Source organism: Solidesulfovibrio sp. DCME (assembly GCF_049995385.1).
In the GTDB taxonomy this organism is placed as follows: domain Bacteria; phylum Desulfobacterota; class Desulfovibrionia; order Desulfovibrionales; family Desulfovibrionaceae; genus Solidesulfovibrio.
Genome location: NZ_CP188261.1, coordinates 4,989,915 through 5,009,119 on the forward strand (window position 1 = coordinate 4,989,915; position 19,205 = coordinate 5,009,119).

Below are 19,205 nucleotides of genomic sequence, written 5' to 3' on the forward strand. Positions count from 1 at the left end.
CCCGCGCGCGACGGCCGGGCACTTCTTCCAATCGGCTACCCCGCTGGAGATCCCGGGCCGGCCCGGGCGCGGCGGCCGGGATGCGCCTCAGCGGACGGCTTGCCCGGTCCCGTGGTAGATTTTGGACTCGGTCTTCTCCGGATTTTTGCGCAAGTACGTGTAGCGGTTTCCGGCCACTGCCGCGAAGCGGGCCAGGATCGCCGGCAAGTCGGATTCCCGCAGCGCGGCGGCCAGCGGGGGATGGTTCGCCAGGCGCGGCGACAGCGCATAACCCGGGGGCTGTTGGGGCGTCAGGACGACATCCTCGTAGAGGACATCGAAAGGTTCGCCCGCCCCGGCCAACACGCCGTTGACGAGTTCCAGCAGGCTGTAGACGAAAAATTTCTGCACGTCGGCCGAGGACTCGGCCAGGCCCATGCTTTCGCGAAACTTCGGGACCAGCTGGCGTTCCAGCTTGGTAAACGAGGCAATCCTGCTCATAACGCCTCCCGGGTTGGGTTTGCCCCAACCCATACCGCAAAAACGCGGACAAGGGGAGCGTTCGGTCAGGATACGCCGCAAGGCCGGGTGGCGACGCCCGTCGCCCCCGCGGCCCGGCAGCATGCCGCAGCGATGCGGGATCAGAATTCGCCGCGCAGGCTGGCCAGCTCGGGCCGATGGGGGCTCCAGGACAGCCGGACGTCCAGGCCCTCGCGGTCGCGGCATTGGCTGGCCCGGATTTCCACGTCGAGCATGACCGCCGGCGACAGGTTCACGGACACCCGGCCGGCCGTAAGCCCAAGGCTGCCGGCCCGCAATTCCCGGGCCAGCCGTTCCAGCCTGTCCGCCGCTTCCCACACGCCCATCACCCCGCCCAAGCGGGCCGTTCTCGTCTGCATAGGCACCTCCCGGCCGCCTGTGGGCGGCTCTGGTCCCCCCTAGCCCGCCGGGGTGACCGGGCGGCGTCGACGCGGTGACGGACGCATGGTTATTCGGGTGCCTGCTCGGGCTTGCCCCCCCGGGCCATGGACAGCACCCCGGCCATGGCCTCGCGCACGGCTTGCCGCTTGACAGCCAGGCGGTCGCCGTCGAACTGGAAGCGTTTGACCGCCACGCCGTCCGGGCCGTGCCAGGCCAGCCAGACCGTGCCCACGGGTTTCTGGGGCGTGCCGCCGGCCGGGCCGGCCACGCCGCTTATGGCCACGGCCACGTCGGCCCGCAGCACGCCGTGGGCGCCCCGGGCCATGGCCAGGACCGTTTCCCGGCTGACCGCCCCCTTGGTTTCCAGGGTCTCCTGGGACACGCCCAGCACGTCGCGCTTGACGGCATTGGCGTAGGCCACCACCGCGCCGTGAAACCAGGACGAAGCCCCGGGCGCGTCGGTGAGGACGCTGGCCAGAAGCCCTCCGGTGCACGATTCGGCGCAACCGAGCATCCAGCCCCGCCCGGCCAAGGCCTCGCCCAGCCTCGCGGCCAGGCGCCGCAGTTCCTCCTCCATGGTTGCCTCCTTCCCTCTTTCGGCCCACCTATCCAAATTGTCCCCGGTTGTCACCGCCTCTTGCATCCTGATTTCCTGGACAATTTCGCCAATATTCCCTTGGCCGGCCTCCCCTTCGACATCGCTTCGCCCCGAGGGGGCCCGGGGGGCATCATGCCCCCCGGCGGAGAGGTCCAGGAGAGGCGGCGCCTCTCCTGGCCGCCGGAGGCCTCCGCTCCCTTGACGCGGCAAACGCCGCCCGCGTACATGGCCTTGCCGACCGCCATCACAAGGAGCGAGACATGCTGGACCTCAAATTCGTGCGCCAAAACCCCCAGGCCGTGGCCGACGGCATGGCCCGGCGTCGTTTTCCCCTGGATCTGCCCGCCTTCCTGGCCCTGGAGGAACGGCGCCGCGAAATCATTACCGAAGTCGAGCGCAAGAAAAGCCAGCGCAACACCGCCTCGGCGGAGGTGGCCAAGATCAAGCGCCAGGGCGGCGACGCCGCCCACGTCCTCACGGGGCTTGGCGCGCTGTCCGAAGAGATCAAGGCCCTGGACGAAAAAACCAAGGAAGTGGACGCGCTCGTCTCCGAATGGCTGCTCGGCGTGCCCAACCTCCCCCACGCCACCACCCCGGACGGCGCCGGCGAGGCCGACAACCCGACCATCCGCACGGTCGGCAGCCCGCGCGCCTTCGATTTCCCCATCCGCGAGCACCAGGATATCGGCGTCTCGCTCGGCGGCCTCGACTTCGAGCGGGCGGCCAAACTGTCGGGCGCGCGCTTCGTGGTCCTCAAGAAGGGCCTGGCCCGGCTGGAACGCGCCCTGGCCGCCTTCATGCTCGACACCCACCTGGCCGCCCACGGCTACGAGGAAGTGGCCACGCCCTACATCGTCAATGCCGAGAGCCTGGTGGGCACGGGCCAGCTGCCCAAGTTCGCGGCCGACCTGTTCAAGCTCGAGGGCCTAGCCTCCTACCTCATCCCCACGGCCGAGGTGCCGGTGACCAACCTGCACCGGGGCGAAGTCTTGCCGGAAGCGGCCCTGCCCGTGGCCTACGCCTGCCATACCCAGTGCTTCCGCTCCGAGGCCGGCTCCTACGGCAAGGACACCAAGGGCATCATCCGGCTGCACCAGTTCGGCAAGGTGGAACTGGTGCGCCTGGTCCACCCGGACACCTCCTACGACGAACTGGAAAAGCTCACCGGCCAGGCCGAAGCCATCCTGCAGGCCCTGGAACTGCCCTACCGGGTCATCGCCCTGTGCTCCGGCGACCTGGGCTTTTCCTCGGCCAAGACCTACGACCTGGAGGTCTGGCTGCCGGGCCAGGACAAGTACCGCGAGATCTCCTCGTGCTCCAATTTCGAGGATTTCCAGGCCCGCCGGGCGGACATCCGCTTCAAGCCCGAGGGCGGCAAGAAAACCGCCTACGTGCACACCTTAAACGGCTCCGGCCTGGCCATCGGCCGGACCATGGCCGCCATCCTGGAAAACTACCTGCAGCGCGACGGTTCGGTGGCCATTCCCAAGGCGCTCATCCCGTACATGGGCGGCCTCGAAGCCCTTGCGCCGGAGGGGAAATAGGCATGGACAGCGACAAACGGCAGCAATTCATGGAAGCCCTCAAGCGGGGCCTGCTCATCGGCGGCGCGGTGGGCGTCATCGGCGGCCTGTTTTTCATGGACATCCGCCGGGGCATGATCCTCGGCCTTGTGGGCGGCTTTTTCGCCGTGCTCACCCGCCGGGCCATCGACAAGCGCCGGGGCGGTTGAGCGCCGGGGCGGCGAAGGGCCGGGGCGGCGAAGGGCCGGGGCGGCGAAGGGCCGGGGCGGCGAAGGGCCGGGGCGGCGAAGGACCGGGGCGGCGAAGGACCGGGGCGGCGAAGGGCCGGGGCGGCGAAGGGCCGGGGCGGCGAAGGACCGGGGCGGCGAAGGACCGGGGAGAAGCCTCCGGCGGCCAAAGGGCTTGCGCCCTCTGGACTCCCTTCACGGGAGGGCCCCGTGGGCGGCCCCGTGCATCCGGCAGCGAGGGATACCGATCGGTTATAACCCGCTCGCAAGGGGGATCGAAGCCCACCACCGCGACGGCGCTACGACGCGCCACGAAAAAAAGGGCGGATGGCCACACGGCCGTCCGCCCTTTTGGGTTTTCCCGCTGTACGGTGCGCTCAGTTGGCGACCAGGCTCAGGTTCTTGATGCCCATGGCCACGTAGATGTCGGCCAGGGCGCTCTGGTAGTCGGTGAGCGCCTGGGTCAGGTTGAATTCGGCCGTGCTCACCCGGGCCTGGGCGTCGAGGACGTCGGTGCTGGTGCCGACCTGGGCCTGGTAGCGGGCCACGGCCATGCGGTAGCCTTCGCGCGAGGCCTCCAGGGCCGTGCGGGCCACGGAGATGCGCTTGGCCGCATCCTGGATGTTGAGGTAGCAGGTCTTGACCTGATAGCCCACGGTCAGGCGCAGGTTGGCCAGGTCGGCCTGGACCTTCTTGACGCTGTCCCGGGCCGCCTGCACGCCGAAATAGGTCGAACCCCAGTCCCAGGCCTGCAGCGAAGCCGACAGGAGAAAGGTGGTGGCTTCGGGCGTGGTGGAGCCGGACATGTCGCGCAGGGCCAGGTTGGGGTCGTTGCCCTGCTTGGTATAGGTGGCCTGGGCCTGGACTTGCGGATAGAAGGTGCTGGCCGCCCGGGTGACGTCTTTTTCCGCCATCTGCACGGTCTTGACGCCCATGAACAGGTCGGGGCGCTGCTTATAGGACGTGTCCAGGCACTCTTCGACACTCATGGTAAACGGCAGGTAGGTCAACTCGCCCACGTAGTTGGTCTGCTGGTTGAGCGGCAGGTTGAGCAGGGAATTGAGCTGGGCCGTCTGGACCAGGACCTTGTTTTCCGACTTGAGCAGGTCCTGCTCGGCCTGGGCCAGGTCGGATTCGGCCTGCAACACGTCGAGGCGCGGTTTGAGGCCGACGTCGTAATAGGCCTGGGCCACCTTGTACTGGGATTCCAGCCGGGCGACGGAGTCCTTGTTGCTCTGCACGTTGGCCCGGGCCTGCAGCAGGGTCAAAAAGGCCTGCTGCACGGATTTGATCAGCGACAACTCCGTATAGGAGATGTTGGCGTTGTAGTAGTCCTTCTGGAGGGCGGCCTTCTGGTAGGTGCTCAGGAGCTTGAAGCCGGTGAAAAGCGGCTGGGTGGCCTGGAGCTGCAACTGGTAGATGTTCTGCCAGTAGCCGACGCGCGCGTTGACGTAGCGCGAGGTCGACAGCGACGATCCGGTCAGGGAGTTGAGCACCTGGTTGGCCGGTATGGTTTGGCTCATGGAGCCGATGCCCTCGGCGTCCGTGCGCTGGAAGGTATAGCTGACCGTGCCCACGAAGCCGAAGTTGGCCATGGCCTGGCGCCGGACCTCTTCGGAGCCGCTGAGCAGGGCCCGGGCGGATTGCATTTGCGGGTTGGCATCGAGGCCCCGCTTGACGCTTTGCTCCATGTTGACGGGCTCGCCCTCGGCCGCGGGCAGCCCGGCCCCGGCCCGGGTATGCTGGGTCATGGCCGGGTCGGTCTGCTGTTCCTTGACAAAATCGGGCAGGGGTATCTTCTGGATCTTGGCATCCAGGCCGTCGGCCGGCCCCGTGGCCGCGGCATCGGCGCTCGGCTGGGCCTGGGGTTGGCGGGCGTAGCGCTTGGCCACCCGATCGGTGCCGGCCTGGGCGGCCGCGTCCTGGTTCTGCGCCTGGGCGAAGCCCTGGCCCGCCAGCAGGGCCGCGCTCACAAAGCCCGCCGCCACAACCAGATACGCCCATCGCTTCGAATGTGAAATCATTGCGTCCCTCTCCATGCCGGGCTATTACCCAGGAATCGGGCAAATTCCGATAATACAATTAAAACGGAATGTATAGCGTTGTGAACAAGCATTCACCTCGCCAGCGAACATGCCGACAATTTACCCAGGTTACCCTGTTTTTCAGACCATGTCGAGCGCGGGCCGCCTTCGGTTGCGCCCAGGCCGGCCCTGCCGTACAACCCGGCCAGCGACGCGCCGCGAAAAACGCGTTCAAAGGAGCCCCATGACCCTGGCCAAACGACTCGGCTTCGCCACCACCCCCGTCTTCCTCATCGACGGGAGCGCCTTTTTCTACCGGGGCTATCACGCCTTCCGGGACATCGCCCGCTCGGACGGCTTCCCGACCAGCGCCCTTTTCATGATTTTTCGCCTGCTGTTTAAACTCTTCAAAGAACAGGCCCCCAACCACCTGGTCTTTTTCCTCGACGGCCGTGGGCCTTCGTTTCGTAGCAATATCTATTCCTCCTACAAGGCCAACCGCGAGGCCATGCCCGAACCGCTGGCCAAGCAGATCGACCCCCTTCTGGAAGGCCTGGCCCTTCTCGGCGTGCCGGTCATCGTGCCCGAGGCCGCCGAGGCCGACGACGGCATCGCCAGCCTGGCCGCCAAGTTCGGCCCCGTGCGGCCGGTGGTCATCGTCGGGGCGGACAAGGACCTCAAGCAGTGCCTGACGGACACGGTGGTCCTGTACGACCCCTCGGGCAAGGCGGAAAAGCTCGTCACCAAGGCCGACTTTACGGCCGAATGCGGCATCGAGCCGGCCACCTGGCCCGACTTGCAAGCCCTGGTCGGCGATACCAGCGACAACATCCCGGGCGTGCCGGGCGTGGGGCCGAAAACCGCTTTGGACATCCTGCGCCGCTTCCCGACGCTGGAGGCCGTGCGCGAGCACCTCGATACCCTCAAGCCCAACGTCCGGGCCAAGATCGCGCCGCACATGGAGGACGTCTTCACCTACCGGGAGCTCACGCGCCTGCGCATCGACCTTTTGCCCGAAACGACCCTGGCCGATATCGCCAGGCGCCCGGCCGACACCCAGGCGCTGCGCCATTTCCTCGAAACCTTCGAATTCCGAAGCCTGGCCCGGGAAAGCGCCGACCTCGATGCCGCCACCCCGGCCGCGCCCCCGGCCACGGCCCCGGGGGGCCGGCAGCTGTCCCTCTTCGAGGCCCCGACGCCGGCCACCCCCCCGGCGGCGGCGCACGTGCCGCCGGCCGCCACCCTGGTCCCGGCCCTTGAGCTGCCGGACTTCTCCGGCCGCACCGTGGCCCTGGTGCCTACCGATGACGGGTTTTGCCTGTGCCTCGGCCAGGACGAGTTGACCACGGACGCGACAGCGGCGGCGCTGGCCCCGCTGCTGGCCAAGGCGGCCCGCCTGGCCGTGCCGTCGGTCAAGGACCTGCTTTCCCTGGACGCCGCCTTCGAGGCGGTGCCGCTTGCGACCTGGTTCGACCTGGGCCTGGCCGCCTATCTGCTCAACCCGGAGCAGCGCAATTACGGCTTCGCGCGCCTTCGCGACATGCTTTTTTCCGATCCGTCCGTGGACGCGGCGGACATCGCCCCCACGGACACGGCCAAGGCGGCGGCTCGCCTGGCCGAGGTGCTCGCTGGCCGGCTGGCCGCCGCCGGCCTGACCGATCTGGCCGCCCGGCTGGAACTGCCGCTGGTTCCGGTGCTGGTGGCCATGGAGCGGGCCGGCATCGGCGTGGACCTGGCCTCTTTGGCCGCCTTCGGGGCCGAGGTGACGGAGAAGCTCGCCGCCATGGAGGCCGAGGTGCACCGTTTGGCCGGCCGGCCGTTCAATCCCCGTTCCAGCCAGCAATTGGGGGAAATCCTTTTCGGCGAACTGGGCCTGGCGCCCAAGGCCAAGACCCCGGGCGGCGCGGCCTCGACCTCCCAGGAGGCCCTGGAGCGCCTGGCCGGCTCCCACCCGCTCATCGACCGCATCCTGGAATTTCGCAAGCTCGAAAAGCTGCGCTCCACCTATCTCGATCCCCTGCCCAAACTCGCCGACGCCGCCGGGCGCATCCACACCACCTTCAACAATCTGGCCACGGCCACGGGCCGGCTGTCGAGCTCCAACCCCAACCTGCAAAACATCCCCATCCGGGGCGATCTCGGCCGCCGCATGCGCCAGTGCTTCGTGGCCGCCCCCGGCAAGGCCCTGGTCGCCGCCGACTACTCCCAGATCGAGCTGCGGGTGCTGGCCCACCTCTCGGGCGAACCGGCCCTGCTGTCGGCCTTTGCCGCCGGCGCCGACATCCACGCCCGCACGGCCTCGCTGCTTTTCGACAAGCCGGAAGCGGCCATCGGCCCGGACGAACGCCGCCAGGCCAAGACCATCAACTTCGGCCTGCTCTACGGCATGGGCCCGCAAAAGCTCTCCCGGGACCTCGGCATCAAGCTCGACGCGGCCAAGGCCTTCATCGCCAAATATTTCGAGCGCCTCGCCGGCCTGTCCGCCTTCTACGACGCCGTGGTGGAACAGGCCCGCAGCCACGGCTATGTCACGACCCTGGCCGGCCGGCGGCGCCCCCTGCCGGACATCGACTCCCGCAACAGCCAGCTCGCCTCCCAGGCCCGGCGCCAGGCCATCAACACCGTGGTCCAGGGCGGGGCGGCGGACATCATCAAGATGGCCATGCTGGCCGCCCACGCCGACACCGCATTGGCCGGGTACGGGGCGACCATGGTGCTGCAAATCCACGACGAACTGCTGCTGGAAGCGCCCGAGGCCGAAGCCAGGGCAGCCGGGGACAGGCTTTCCGGACTCATGTCCGGCGTGATCAGCCTGGCCGTGCCGCTGGTGGTCGACTGGGGCACGGGCCGCACCTGGGGCGCGGCCCATTAGTTGCCGCCGGGACTTTTCATCGCGGCCAAACTCCCCTATCCTCGTGCAGTCCGGTTTTCACCGGCGGCGATCGCCGGCTGCCGCCGCCCATGCACCCCGAGCGCCCTTGCCAAGGAAAAGGCCATGCCGCCAAGTGCAAAAACCATTCGCGAAGACCTGGCCAGGGCCAAGGCGGCCTATGCCAAAAACGAGGACCTGCGCGCGGTCCAGTTGGTGGTGGCCGCCCTGCGCGCCTTTGTCGCGGTCAAGCTGCCGGGCACCGACCGGATGACCATCGAAAGCCAGCTGCGCGAGGCCTTGGCCAACTTGAGCAAGCTGCCGCGCGTGCTCCACTACGCCCCCAACGGCATTCCCTACGCCAAGGGAAACGAACAGAAGCTCCATGCCTCCCTGGCCGCCCTGGCCCAGAAAATCGAGGCGGACATCAACCGCGAAAGCCTCGATGCCATGCGCGAACGCAAGCTGCGCATCGACCATGCCATCATCAAGGGCGCCAAACTGCTGGCCGAGGGCAACTTGCTCGAAGCCCAGCGCAACTTCCGGGCCGCCGTGGCTGACTACGTGGACGAAAAGGGGCTTTTCCCGCTTTTGGCCTCCAAATTGATCGATGCCGGCCATTTCAAGGCCTCTTTGGAGTACGTCAAGCGGGCGGTGGAAGTGGCGCCGGACAACGCCCGGGCTTATGATTTCCTGCTGACCGTGGCGGCCAAGACCGAGGAATGGCCCCTGGCCGAGCGCATCCTGCTCGAAGCCGGGCAAAAGGGCCTGACCCATCCCCTGCTCGACCAGGCCCTGGCCCAGGTCGAGGCGCGGCTGGGCAAGTGGGGCGAAGCCCAAAACGCGGCCAAGCGCGCCGTGGAGGCCGATGCCCGCCTGGCCGAGGCGGCCCGCATCCTGGCCGCCGCCGGCAAACACCTGGCTGCCGCGGCCACGGCCAGTCCGGCGCCCTGACCTGGGGCCAACCGAGGGGCCGTGTCCACGTGCCGCGGCCGGCGGGCGCGGGCCTCGCCCGGCGGCATCGAAACAAGCGGGGCCGCGTTCGCCGCCTCCAGGCGGACCGCCGTCTTTTCTTCTCGAATTGCGCCCTCCGTTCGCAGGGATGCGCGGCTAGAGCCGGGCCAAGCCCGCCACCAGGGCCGCGCCGTGCTCGGGCCAGGCGGCGGCGAGCATTTCCCGCTCCTCGCCCGGACACGGCTCCATGAGCTGGCAGCCGACCCCGGCCATCTCCTCGGCGGAAAACGAGCCCAGGAAATCGATGAGCCCCAGCCCGCCGTCGCCCATGTCCTCGCGCTCGCCCAGGGCCCGGGCGAAGCCGGCCACGATGCCGGGTACGAGCCCAATATCGGCCAGCACCAGCCCGCCCACGCCGTCCACCCGGTCCAGCCGCGCCCGCATGGTCATGTTGGTGAAAAACTGGAGCCCGGCCAGGCGCTCGGCCATGGGGCCGGCCTCGACAAAGGAACGCGGCGCGCCGTGGCCGCGCACGGTGACGAGCCGCGCCGCCATCTCGCCCCCGGCCACCCGGGCCACGAAATCGCCGGCCGCGTGGTGCCACGGTCCGATATGGGCGCCCGTGAGGGGATCGTAGTAGCGGGTGAGGATGCGGGCGACCTCGGCATAGAGGCTTGCGGTTTCGTCCACGGCAAGCACCCGCTCGCCGGCGTCGAAATCCCACAGGCGCACCCGGCCGGCGCCGTCCTGGTGGAATTCGTGAAAGCCGGCGAACCACTCCTCCAAAAGCAGGCCAAGCCCGCCAATGGCGCCGTACACATGGGGACAGGGCAGAAATTGCGAGGCGAACCGTTCCCGCAGCCGCTCGAGCAATCCGGATTCGGCTTCCAGGCAGGCCACGGCCACGGGCGTGGCGGCCACATTGATGCACCACTTGGCCTCGCCCGCGGCAAAACGCGCGGTGCAGCTGGCCGGATGGTAGAGGGCGCCGTGTTTTTCCGCCCGCAGCACGATTTCGCGCACACCGCCAAGCCCCTCCGTGATCCCGATGCCTTCCAAGGCCCTGGCCAACGGTGCATGGCCATTGGCCGAAACGAACGCCTCCAGGGCGTCGAAATAGGCGCCGTAGGTCAGCCCCGTGCCGTCGCCATCCACAGCCAGGCCGGCCTTGTCCGATGCAAACACCATCGCCCCGTCGGGCGTGGCGATTTCCTTTGATATGAACATGAGTAATGCCTCCGGCGGCCAGGGCTTCGCCCTGGACCCACCGGGGGGCATGATGCCCCCCGGCCCCCCCTCTAGGGGAGGCCTTTCGGGGATGCAATAGAAAATTATGCCTTTCGGGTCACACAATTCGGGGCAGCCGTTGCCGGCGGCTTTGCGCCTGCAACGGCCGCCCCGCGACAGGGAGGGTCCGGGAGGGGCTTAGCCCCTCCCGGCCGCCGGAGGCATCTTCTTCTGCCCGCCGTGCCCACGCGCATATTCCCGGGACGCTGCCACGAAATTGGCCGCCCAATGGGGCGCGCCCCAGGCGTGGATGTGGGTGTAGGCGGCGAAGGTGTTGCGAAAAACGAGGCCGTCATGGCCGGCGTGCATGCCCACGCCCCGTTCCATGCGCAGGCAGAAGGCCTCGGGGCCGGGCAGGCCGGCGGATGCCCCGTCGCAGGTGCCCAGGGCGGCCTGGCATTTGGAATAGTGGAATTCGTGGCCGGCCAGCAACGTGCCCACGGGGTGGTAGGGGTTTTCGGCCATTACCCGGGCCAGACTGTAGCCAAGCCCCTGGGGTTTGGCGCAAAGCGTCGTATTGACCGCAAAGACATCGGCCATGGGATAAACGGTGCCGCCGATATCGAGCCCCCGGCACAGGTACATGAAGCCGCCGCACTCGGCGTAGATGGGCAGGCCCGCCGTGGCCAGGGCCTTGACGCCCGCGCGCCTGGCGGTATTGGCGGCCAGGGCGGCCACCTGGGTCTCGGGGAAGCCGCCGCCGAGGTAAAGCCCGTCCAGGTCCGGCCAGGGCGCATCGTCGAGGAGGCTTACGGGGACGAGCCGGGCACCGGCCCGCTCCAGGGCCTCGCAGTTTTCCGGGTAATAAAACCACAGGGCGGCGTCGCGCACCACGCCGATGACCGGCGCGTCGCCGTCCGCGCCCACAGGCGCGTCGGCTTCGGCCCAATCCAGCGGATCGGGCAGGGGCGGGGCGGCCTGGGCGATGGCCACCAGCCGGTCAAGGTCGACATGCTCGCGCACCAGGGCGGCCAGGCCGTCGAGGATGGCGTCCACGGCCCCGTGCTCGCGATTGGAGACCAGGCCCATGTGGCGTTCAGGAATGGGGTTGTCGGCCATCTTGGGCAGCATGCCGACCACGGGCACCTTGGCCAGGGTTTCGATGGAGCGGCGCACGATGTCGCGGTGACGCGGCCCGGCCGTGCGGTTGGCCACCACGCCGGCCAGGGCAAGGCCCGGTTCGAAGGCGGCCACGCCGGCGACCAGGGCAGCGGCGGTGCGGGTCATCTTGGTGACGTCCAGAGCCAGGACCACGGGCGCGGCCAAAAGCCTGGCCAGGGCGGCGGTGGAACAGGAGCCGGCCACGTCCAGGCCGTCGTAGAGCCCCCGGTTGCCTTCGATGACGGAGATGTCGACGTCGCGGGATTTTTGCAGGAACAGGCCCGGCAGGCGGGCTTCCGGCATCAAGAAAGGGTCCAGATTGGTAGCGTCGCGCCCGGCGGCCAGCCCGAGCCAAGCGGCGTCGATATAATCCGGACCCTTTTTGAACGGGCGGACGCGATAGCCGGCGGCAGCCAAGGCCCGGCAGACACCGAGGGTCAGGATGGTCTTGCCTGCGCCCCCGGAGAGCCCGGCCAGGACAAGACGCGGGCGATCATTCACGGCGCGTTATCGTTGGTGCCGTTTGCCGGCACGGCATGATGACGAGTCTCCATGGGGCAGCCGCCCCGTGGGGCCGCGTCCTTGCGTCGCGCGCAGGAGGGTGCCGCAAGCATAGGGGGTGCGGCGACCGCTTCCGCGCGCGGCCTGGACTATTCTTCCTCGGCCTTCTGTTTGCCGGCGCCGGTCATGCCGTACATGGTCGTGGAGCCGCTCGACCAGAACTCGAGCTTGCCCTCGTTGACCAGTTCGGTGAGGATCTTTTTGACTTCGCGCTGCTTTTTGTCCGGGAAGATCTTGCAGAAATCGCTGAAGTAGAACTTGGACTTACCCGTCTTCCCCGTAAGGAACTCGAGAACTTGCTCTTTCTCGGAAGGCATGCCGTGCTCCCTTTTTTAATCCGGGCGGGGAGGACCTCCCCGCCCGGAAGTTATTGGCTTAGGCCTCGACGTGCTTGGTGAACTTGAACTGGGTGCTCTGGCGCCAGGTGTAGTACGCCGGATCGCGGAAGTCGTCGATGCAGTGGTGGGTGAATTCCAGGTCGCACAGCTCGAAGAACTTCTCCCAGCCGATGCGCTCGGCCCATTCGCCCAGGCGCTCGTACTTCATGGCGTTGGCGGCGTAGACCTCGACGATGTGCTTGACCATCTTGGTCAGGGTCGGCCAGCGGGGCGGCTCGTTGGGGATGTAGGCCACAACGACCTTGGAGAACTTGGGCATGGAGATGCGGTTGGACACCTTGCCGCCGACCATGAGCACGATGCCGTCGCCCTCGCCGGAAGCGAGCGGCATGGCCGGGCACATGGTGTAGCAGTTGCCGCAGTACATGCAGCGCGAGGCGTTGACCGCGACGGAGTTGACCTTCTTGCCGTCGACCTCGACCTTGGTCGGCTTGATGGCGCCGGTGGGGCAGGCGGAGACGGCCAGGGGCACTTCGCAGATGTTGTCCAGGCGGTCGTGCTCGACGATGGGGGGCTTGCGGTGGATGCCGACGATGCCGATGTCGGAGCAGTGGACCGCGCCGCACATGTTGAGGCAACAGGCCAGGGAGATGCGGACCATGGCCGGCAGGGTCATGGTCTGGAAGTACGTAAACATCTCGTCCATGACGGCCTTGACCGGGCCGGAGGCGTCGGTGGCCGGGGTGTGGCAGTGCACGTAGCCCTGGGTATGGACGATGTTGGAGACGCAGGCGCCGGTGCCGCCGATGGGGAACTTGAAGCTGCCGCCGGCGAACTTGCGGGATTCGAGGTCGGCGACCAGGGCATTCAGGGCGGCCTCGGTCTCGACCATGAATTCCACGTTGTTGCGCGTGGTGAAGCGCAGGTGGCCGCCGCAGTGCTTGTCGGCGATCTCGCAGATCTCGCGGATGTGGGTGACGCTCATGAGGCGGGCGGCGCCGACGCGCACGGTGTAGACCACGTCGCCGGAAAGCGCCACGTGCTTGAGCACGCCGGGTTTGACGATCTCGTGGTAGTCCCACTCGCCCTTGTTCTTCTTGATAACCGGCGGATAGAACTCCTCGAAGTGACGAGGACCGATATCCGTGATCCGGTTTTCCATGGGTTTGTCAGGATTGTATCCGGAAGAAATGAATGCCATGTCAGTGTCCCCCCGCTTATCTCATGTGTCTCTGGCGATAGGCCTTTTCGTCATGGGCAAAGCCGCCGGGCACCTCGTCTTCCTTGAAGAAGATGTACGGGTTGGAGCGCGGCTCGACAACGTGCTGCGGCATGGCCTTGGTGTTGGTGACCTCGAGCAGCTTCTGGAAGGACAGCCGCTTCATGGTCTCGCCCACGCGCTCGCGGTTCTTGCCTTCTTCCATCCACCAGTCCCAGATGTTCTCGATGACTTCCTTGATCTCGTCGTAGGGCTGTTCGACCACGACGAAGGGTACGAGCAGGGAGGACATCTGCGCGCCGTCGAGGATCGGGGCCTTGGCGCCGACCAGGATGGACGCGCCGGTCTCGGCACCGATTTTCACGGCCGCGGGCATGGTGTTGATGCAGTGCATGCAGCGGGTGCAGTTGGCGTTGTCGATGGACAGCTTGGCGCCGTCGTAGCTCATGCAGCCGGTGGGGCAGCGATCCACGACTTCCTTGACGATGTCGAACTTGCCCCAGTCGCGGCCGGAGTGGGAGCCGCCGCCCGGCTTGAACTCGCCGGCGACGTAGGCCTTCACGCGGTCCTGGTCGATGCGGATGTCGTCCTTCCAGGTGCCGATGACCGAGAAGTCGGAACGGGCGATGGAGGCGACGCAGCCGTTGGGGCAGCCGTCGAACTTGAACTTGAACTTGTAGGGGAAGGCCGGGCGGTGCAGCTCGTCCTGGTAGTCGTTGGTCAGGGTGTGGCAGAGGTCCTGGGTGTCGTAGCAGGCGAATTCGCAGCGCGACTTGCCCAGGCAGTCGGCCGGGGTGCGCAGGTTGCCGCCCGAGCCGCCGAGGTCGGTGTTCATCTTGTGGGTGACGTCGTAGAAAATTTCCTCGAGCTGCGGGGTGGTGGTGCCGAGCAGCACGATGTCGCCCGTGGAGCCGTGCATGTTGGTCAGGCCCGAGCCGCGCAGGTCCCAGATGTCCATGACGCCGCGCAGGTAATCGGAGGTGTAGTACTTGCCGGAGGGCTGGGCCAGGCGCACCGTGTGGAAGTGGGCCACGCCGGGGAACATCTCGGGCTGGTCGCAGTAACGGCCGATGACGCCGCCGCCGTAACCGAAGACGCCGACGATGCCGCCGTGCTTCCAGTGGGTCTCCTTGTCCTTGAAGGACAGTTCCAGCACGCCGAGCAGATCGTCAGGGCAGTCGACCGGCACCTGGAAATCCAGGCCGTCCGGGTTGGACGCCCGGTGCGCGGCTTCCTGTTTGATGTCGGACACGAAGCTGGGCCATGGCCCGGTTTCGAGCTGGTCCAACAAGGGGGTTTGGTGTTTCGCCATTTGCTTCCTCCAGTGGGGTTTGAAGAGTTACCGCCTTAACCAGTCGACACGCGCTCCGGGCGGCGGCGCTGCCACCGCTCGGGCGCCATCCCCTCCGGCCGACCCTGCTCGCCGACGGGCGGGGCGTTATACACTTTGGGGTCTGGATGGAACGTGAACTATTGCACAATCGCTCCCGTCCTAAAATGATGGCAGCCTTCTGTCAACGGGAAAACGCAACGGCAGCGGTCCATCGTGCAACCAAACTTCTAGCACTTTAAGCCCCGCCCTGCAAAGCCTTTCGCCCCTTTGCCCGGCAAATTCGCCCCACGCCTTGCCAAGCGCCCGGTTTTGCCCCATGCACGCCCCATGCACGCCACCATGCCCGTTTGCCGCCGCTGCGGCCGCTGCTGCCGCCAAGGCGGCCCGTCCCTGTGCCGCGACGACCTGCCCCTGGTGGCCTCGGGCCCGCTCGGGCCGCACCGGCTCCTGACCCTGCGCCGGGGGGAGTGCGTCACGGACAACGTGGCCGGCGGGGTCGCCCCCCTGGCCGCCGAACTGGTCAAGGTGCGCCCGGTGCCGGGCGGGCGGGCCTGCGTCTTTTTCCGCGCACCCGACGCCTGCGCCGTGCATGCCGACCGCCCCCGCCAATGCCGGCTGCTTTATTGCGCAGCGCCCGAGGCCGTGCGCGCAACCTACGCCCGCGACCGGCTGACCCGGCGCGACATCCTGGCCCCGGACGACCCCCTGGCCGCCTTGTGCGCCCAGCACGAGGCCGAAACCGACCTGACGCGCCTGGCCGGGCTGTGCCGGCGGACCCTGGCCGGCGACGGCGCCGCCCGGGAGGAGGTGGCCCGCCTGGTCCGCCTGGACGCGGCTTACCGCGAACTGCTGCCCGCGCGCGCCGGCCTGCCGCCCGAGGCCCTGCCTTTCTACCTGGGGCGCCCCCTGGCCCAGGCCCTGCCCGCCTGTCGGGCGGCCCTGGCCCCGGCCGCCCTTTACAAGCCGCGGTCGAGCGCCTAAACAAGCTACGCCGGCATGCCCCATCGCCGGGAGGAATCCATGAAACGACTGCTGTTGACCTGCCTCATCGTCCTGGCCGCGGCCACTTCGGCCTGGTCCCTGGATTTGCGCCAGGGATTTGGCAAATACCGCTACGGCGAGACCTGCCAGAAACTTTTTGCCGCCCCCTCCTTCGCCGTGGAGCGGGCCCGCCCCATCTGGAACGCCCAGCTCCAGATGTTCGGCCTGGCCTACGACCCCGACGTGGTGGCCAAAAGCCCCTTTGTCCTGCGCTACGACAAGGACGAAAAGCCCAACTTCGACGGCGTGCCCTTAAACCGCGTCTACTACGGCTGCGACAAGAACACCGACCGCTTCTCCCTGGTGGTGCTCGTCCACGACCTGCTCGCCGTCAAGCAGCTCGTGGAAAAGACCACGGCCGCACTCGGCCCGCCCACCAACACCACCATGATCCAGACCATCTGGGCCCTGCCCGACCTCTACGTCCAGATCGACCAGGTCTATATGATCATCTACGACCGCCGCGCCGGCAAGATCTGACCCCGTCCATGACCTGCGCCACGCGCGCTTCGCGCCGGCTGCAATGGATCGAGGCGGCCCGCACCGTGGCCATGACCGTGGTGGTCTGGTCCCACGCCAGCAACACCGCCTTTTTCCGGGAAGGCGACTTTTCGGTCACGCCGCTTTTCTCGGCCTGCCTGGTCACCTTCGCCGTGCCGGCCTTTTTTTGCATCTCCGGCTACCTGCTCGGGCGAAACGACCTGGCCCGGCCGCCGGAGGTGCCCTTTTCCCGGCGCCCGGCCCGCCAGGCGGCCCGGTTGCTGCCGCCCTTTTTGGCCTGGAACGCCCTGACGCTCGTGTGCCTCAAGGGGCTCTACGGCGTGCCGCTGTTGCGCCTGGACCACCTGGCCGACCTGTTCACGGGCTCCATGCAACTCTACTTCGTCTTCGCCCTGCTCCAGTTCCTGGCCCTGCTGACCCTGGTCAACCCCTTTGCCACGCCAGGGCGCCTCAACCGCTGGACCCTGGCCGCGGCCGGCTCCACGGCGGTCTTCTACGGCTTTTCCCAGCTCCTTTTCCACCTCAGTCCGCCGGCCGATTTCCGTTTCGAACTGGTGGGCATCCGGCTGGCTCCGGCCTGGGCCTGGTTTTTTTTCCTTGGTGCCTGGCTGTCGCGCCACGAGGGGCTGCTCGAGGCCCTGACCCGACGCCTGCCCCTGGTCGGCGCCGCCGCCGTTTTAACCTTCGCCGCCTACCTGTGGGACGTCTGCGCCGAGGCCGGCCGGCTCGGGGCCAACTACCGCCAGTACTTCCTGCTCTCGGGCCTGGCCTTCCAGACGGCCGGTGCCCTGGCCCTGTGCTGCGCCTGCCGTCGGCTGGAGGCGCGCGGCGGCGGACGGCTTTTCGACCTTCTGGCCGCAACCGGGCGCGACACCCTGGGCATCTACCTGTCCCACTACGTCCTGATCCTGGCCTTTTACGCCGTGTTCGCCCCGCCCGTGGCCCCGGCCTGGCGGTTGCCCCTGGGCCTGGCCGCCATGGCCTTTTCCCTGGGCGGCGGCCTGTTCCTCACCCGCCTGGCCAGGCGCTTCCCCGACTCCCGGCTGGCCGGCCTGCTGTTTCCGGGCTGAGCGGCTGCCTTGCCGCGCCCTGTTGCGCCTTGACCCCATGGGGCCCCTTTATTTATCATTAAATCAATCGAATTTATAGCAACAGCCACCGCGCGGTCCGGCTCGGCCGACAGGGCCCCGCGCCGGAGCCTGCCAGGCCCCGCCATCCGCCCACTGCCGCCGTGCGCTCCTTCCTTTTAGCCGCCTCGACCCCGACATTTGTTGACACTGAATATCATTTTCAATTAAACACGTCCCGAAACGCATCGTGCCGGAAAACCCGGCCGCCGGGAGGAACACCCATGACGCGGAAAACCCTTTGGGACAACGCCGACTATGCCTGCCCCATCGTCGGCACCTGCCTGACCGTGGCCGAACTGCGCCGCATCTGCCGCAAATGCGGCGACGCCGTGGCCGAGGAGGCATCCGATTACGAGGCCCACGTCTTCCTGGTCGGCCAGGCCAAGGTGGCCGGCGGCGGGCCGGCCAAGTACCTGCAACGGTTCCTGGACAAGAAATACCGCCGGGAACTGCGGACCTTCCTGCGGGAGGCCGACCCGGCCAAGCTCAAGCGCCTGTGGCGCGAACGGGCCGACGCCGGCGACGTGCCCGGCCCCTTCTGGGCCATGATGTGCCACCCCACCGCCCCGGAGGAACTGCTGCGGGAAATCTACGGCGAAGTGCACATGCTCTCCCACCGGGTGGGCGCGGCCAACCGGGCCGAGCTGTCCCGCCTGTCCTGGCTGGAGGAAAAACTGGCCGAGGCCAGCGCCGCCCTGGAGGAAAGCAAGACCGTGCTGCGCCAGGCCGTGGCCGTGTGGAAAGGCCGCTGCCGCGAGGCCATGGAGGCCCTGGCCGCCGAGCGGGGCAAGCGGCAAGCCGCCGAACGCGAACGCATTTCCCTGCGCGAGGCCATCGAGAACTCGGCCGTGGCCGCCGTGCGCCGCGACCGCGACATCCTGGCCGGGCAATTGCGCGAGAAAGCCGCCCGCCTGGAATCCATCGAGGCCGAAGCCGGCCGTCAGGCCCTGGCCCTGGAACGCAGCCACGCCGCCCTGACCCAGGCCCGCCAGGACCTGGCCGACCGGGACAGCGAGGTAGAGGCCCTGGAAGCCTCGCTCCTGGTCGCCCTGGGCGACGCCGCCGCCGCCCACGCCGCCCACGCCGAGCACCATCTCGACGAGGTCGCTGGGGAGCTGGACGGCCACTGCCCCTGCCGGGAACAGGGCCTGCCCGAGGGCTCCTGCGGCCAGGCCTGCGCCTGCCGGGCCGCCGGCCAAACGGGCCTGGCCGGCAAGCGCGTGCTCTACGTGGGCGGGCGTTGTTCGCTGGTTGCCCACTACAAGCTTTTGGCCGCCAAGTTCGGCTGCGAACTGCTCCACCACGACGGCGGCCGGGAACAATCGGCCCATAGGCTCTGGGAACTGCTCGGCGCGGCCGATGCCGTGGTGTGCCCCGTGGACTGCGTGAGCCACGAGGCCTGCTCCCTGGTCAAGCAAGCCTGCAAAGGCTGTCTCAAACCCCTTGTCCTGGCCCGGTCCTCGGGCCTGTCCAGCCTGGCCCGCTCCCTGACGGAGCTTGGCGCCGGGCACGCCCACTAACCCGCCTCCGCCGGGGGGGCGGCCGCCGCCCCCCTCCCGCCTCGCCGCCCGCCGGCGGCCACGACGGGCAGGCCGGGCG

17 protein-coding genes are annotated in these 19,205 nt (G+C 68.1%); 8 read left to right on the forward strand and 9 right to left on the reverse strand.

Annotated features, from left to right (window positions below; all coding sequences use genetic code 11):
• Positions 1 to 87 precede the first annotated feature (87 nt).
• The 3 genes from ACP59X_RS22060 to ACP59X_RS22070 all read right to left on the reverse strand — a co-directional run bounded on the left by ACP59X_RS22060 (position 88) and on the right by ACP59X_RS22070 (position 1,477).
• On the reverse strand, positions 88 to 480 hold the full coding sequence (locus ACP59X_RS22060; protein WP_428562695.1) for a hypothetical protein: 393 nt from the start codon (positions 478 to 480) through the stop codon (positions 88 to 90).
• A gap of 140 nt (positions 481 to 620) precedes the next feature.
• The gene (locus tag ACP59X_RS22065; protein WP_428562697.1) at positions 621 to 878 is read right to left on the reverse strand and encodes an amphi-Trp domain-containing protein; all 258 of its coding nucleotides are present in this window, start codon (positions 876 to 878) and stop codon (positions 621 to 623) included.
• Positions 879 to 967: 89 nt separating this feature from the next.
• Complete coding sequence (locus ACP59X_RS22070) at positions 968 to 1,477, reverse strand: CinA family protein (RefSeq protein WP_428562699.1); 510 nt, start codon at positions 1,475 to 1,477, stop codon at positions 968 to 970.
• Positions 1,478 to 1,758: 281 nt separating this feature from the next.
• Between ACP59X_RS22070 and serS the strand changes: the two genes are divergently transcribed.
• The gene (gene serS / locus ACP59X_RS22075; protein ID WP_428562701.1) at positions 1,759 to 3,042 is read left to right on the forward strand and encodes a serine--tRNA ligase; all 1,284 of its coding nucleotides are present in this window, start codon (positions 1,759 to 1,761) and stop codon (positions 3,040 to 3,042) included.
• A 2-nt stretch (positions 3,043 to 3,044) separates the two neighbouring features.
• On the forward strand, positions 3,045 to 3,230 hold the full coding sequence (locus ACP59X_RS22080; RefSeq protein ID WP_428562703.1) for a hypothetical protein: 186 nt from the start codon (positions 3,045 to 3,047) through the stop codon (positions 3,228 to 3,230).
• Between the two features lie 395 nt (positions 3,231 to 3,625).
• Here the strand turns inward: ACP59X_RS22080 and ACP59X_RS22085 are convergent, their stop codons facing one another.
• On the reverse strand, positions 3,626 to 5,221 hold the full coding sequence (locus ACP59X_RS22085; RefSeq protein ID WP_428562705.1) for a TolC family protein: 1,596 nt from the start codon (positions 5,219 to 5,221) through the stop codon (positions 3,626 to 3,628).
• Positions 5,222 to 5,516: 295 nt separating this feature from the next.
• On the opposite strand from ACP59X_RS22085, the gene polA reads away from it, so the two are divergent.
• Both polA and ACP59X_RS22095 read left to right on the forward strand, forming a co-directional pair.
• The gene (gene polA / locus ACP59X_RS22090) at positions 5,517 to 8,144 is read left to right on the forward strand and encodes a DNA polymerase I (RefSeq protein ID WP_428562707.1); all 2,628 of its coding nucleotides are present in this window, start codon (positions 5,517 to 5,519) and stop codon (positions 8,142 to 8,144) included.
• Positions 8,145 to 8,267: 123 nt separating this feature from the next.
• Positions 8,268 to 9,095 (forward strand): tetratricopeptide repeat protein, encoded by an 828-nt coding sequence (locus tag ACP59X_RS22095; RefSeq protein ID WP_428562709.1) that lies wholly within the window; start codon positions 8,268 to 8,270, stop codon positions 9,093 to 9,095.
• Positions 9,096 to 9,251: 156 nt separating this feature from the next.
• Here the strand turns inward: ACP59X_RS22095 and ACP59X_RS22100 are convergent, their stop codons facing one another.
• The 5 genes from ACP59X_RS22100 to dsrA all read right to left on the reverse strand — a co-directional run bounded on the left by ACP59X_RS22100 (position 9,252) and on the right by dsrA (position 14,913).
• Positions 9,252 to 10,322 (reverse strand): hypothetical protein, encoded by a 1,071-nt coding sequence (locus ACP59X_RS22100; RefSeq protein WP_428562711.1) that lies wholly within the window; start codon positions 10,320 to 10,322, stop codon positions 9,252 to 9,254.
• A gap of 198 nt (positions 10,323 to 10,520) precedes the next feature.
• Positions 10,521 to 11,984: a cobyrinate a,c-diamide synthase gene (locus ACP59X_RS22105; protein ID WP_428562713.1), complete on the reverse strand. Its 1,464-nt coding sequence runs from the start codon at positions 11,982 to 11,984 to the stop codon at positions 10,521 to 10,523.
• A gap of 149 nt (positions 11,985 to 12,133) precedes the next feature.
• Positions 12,134 to 12,361 carry a dissimilatory sulfite reductase D family protein gene (locus ACP59X_RS22110; protein WP_006922177.1) on the reverse strand — a complete coding sequence of 76 codons (228 nt, stop codon included), beginning with the start codon at positions 12,359 to 12,361 and terminating at the stop codon, positions 12,134 to 12,136.
• Between the two features lie 58 nt (positions 12,362 to 12,419).
• Entirely contained in the window at positions 12,420 to 13,583 is a 1,164-nt protein-coding gene (gene dsrB / locus ACP59X_RS22115; RefSeq protein WP_428562715.1) for a dissimilatory-type sulfite reductase subunit beta, read from the reverse strand.
• Between the two features lie 16 nt (positions 13,584 to 13,599).
• Complete coding sequence (gene dsrA / locus ACP59X_RS22120; protein ID WP_428562717.1) at positions 13,600 to 14,913, reverse strand: dissimilatory-type sulfite reductase subunit alpha; 1,314 nt, start codon at positions 14,911 to 14,913, stop codon at positions 13,600 to 13,602.
• 348 nt (positions 14,914 to 15,261) lie between these two features.
• Between dsrA and ACP59X_RS22125 the strand changes: the two genes are divergently transcribed.
• The 4 genes from ACP59X_RS22125 (at position 15,262) to ACP59X_RS22140 (ending at position 19,126) form a co-directional block, all read left to right on the forward strand.
• Complete coding sequence (locus ACP59X_RS22125) at positions 15,262 to 15,915, forward strand: YkgJ family cysteine cluster protein (protein WP_428562719.1); 654 nt, start codon at positions 15,262 to 15,264, stop codon at positions 15,913 to 15,915.
• A gap of 39 nt (positions 15,916 to 15,954) precedes the next feature.
• Complete coding sequence (locus ACP59X_RS22130) at positions 15,955 to 16,455, forward strand: hypothetical protein (RefSeq protein WP_428562721.1); 501 nt, start codon at positions 15,955 to 15,957, stop codon at positions 16,453 to 16,455.
• Between the two features lie 8 nt (positions 16,456 to 16,463).
• Complete coding sequence (locus ACP59X_RS22135) at positions 16,464 to 17,546, forward strand: acyltransferase family protein (protein ID WP_428562723.1); 1,083 nt, start codon at positions 16,464 to 16,466, stop codon at positions 17,544 to 17,546.
• A gap of 281 nt (positions 17,547 to 17,827) precedes the next feature.
• Positions 17,828 to 19,126, forward strand: a complete 1,299-nt coding sequence (locus tag ACP59X_RS22140) for a DUF2325 domain-containing protein (protein WP_428562725.1) — start codon at positions 17,828 to 17,830, stop codon at positions 19,124 to 19,126.
• Positions 19,127 to 19,205 lie beyond the last annotated feature (79 nt).

What these genes read in the sequence shown, in the direction of transcription:
- polA (WP_428562707.1), top strand. Translation starts at nt 5,517, where the DNA reads ATGACCCTGGCCAAACGACTCGGCTTCGCCACCACCCCCGTCTTCCTC.
- ACP59X_RS22140 (WP_428562725.1), top strand. Translation starts at nt 17,828, where the DNA reads ATGACGCGGAAAACCCTTTGGGACAACGCCGACTATGCCTGCCCCATC.
- ACP59X_RS22070 (WP_428562699.1), bottom strand. Translation starts at nt 1,477, where the DNA reads ATGGAGGAGGAACTGCGGCGCCTGGCCGCGAGGCTGGGCGAGGCCTTG.
- ACP59X_RS22110 (WP_006922177.1), bottom strand. Translation starts at nt 12,361, where the DNA reads ATGCCTTCCGAGAAAGAGCAAGTTCTCGAGTTCCTTACGGGGAAGACG.
- ACP59X_RS22080 (WP_428562703.1), top strand. Translation starts at nt 3,045, where the DNA reads ATGGACAGCGACAAACGGCAGCAATTCATGGAAGCCCTCAAGCGGGGC.
- ACP59X_RS22065 (WP_428562697.1), bottom strand. Translation starts at nt 878, where the DNA reads ATGCAGACGAGAACGGCCCGCTTGGGCGGGGTGATGGGCGTGTGGGAA.
- dsrB (WP_428562715.1), bottom strand. Translation starts at nt 13,583, where the DNA reads ATGGCATTCATTTCTTCCGGATACAATCCTGACAAACCCATGGAAAAC.
- serS (WP_428562701.1), top strand. Translation starts at nt 1,759, where the DNA reads ATGCTGGACCTCAAATTCGTGCGCCAAAACCCCCAGGCCGTGGCCGAC.
- ACP59X_RS22135 (WP_428562723.1), top strand. Translation starts at nt 16,464, where the DNA reads ATGACCTGCGCCACGCGCGCTTCGCGCCGGCTGCAATGGATCGAGGCG.
- ACP59X_RS22095 (WP_428562709.1), top strand. Translation starts at nt 8,268, where the DNA reads ATGCCGCCAAGTGCAAAAACCATTCGCGAAGACCTGGCCAGGGCCAAG.
- ACP59X_RS22130 (WP_428562721.1), top strand. Translation starts at nt 15,955, where the DNA reads ATGAAACGACTGCTGTTGACCTGCCTCATCGTCCTGGCCGCGGCCACT.
- ACP59X_RS22125 (WP_428562719.1), top strand. Translation starts at nt 15,262, where the DNA reads ATGCACGCCACCATGCCCGTTTGCCGCCGCTGCGGCCGCTGCTGCCGC.
- ACP59X_RS22060 (WP_428562695.1), bottom strand. Translation starts at nt 480, where the DNA reads ATGAGCAGGATTGCCTCGTTTACCAAGCTGGAACGCCAGCTGGTCCCG.
- ACP59X_RS22100 (WP_428562711.1), bottom strand. Translation starts at nt 10,322, where the DNA reads ATGTTCATATCAAAGGAAATCGCCACGCCCGACGGGGCGATGGTGTTT.
- dsrA (WP_428562717.1), bottom strand. Translation starts at nt 14,913, where the DNA reads ATGGCGAAACACCAAACCCCCTTGTTGGACCAGCTCGAAACCGGGCCA.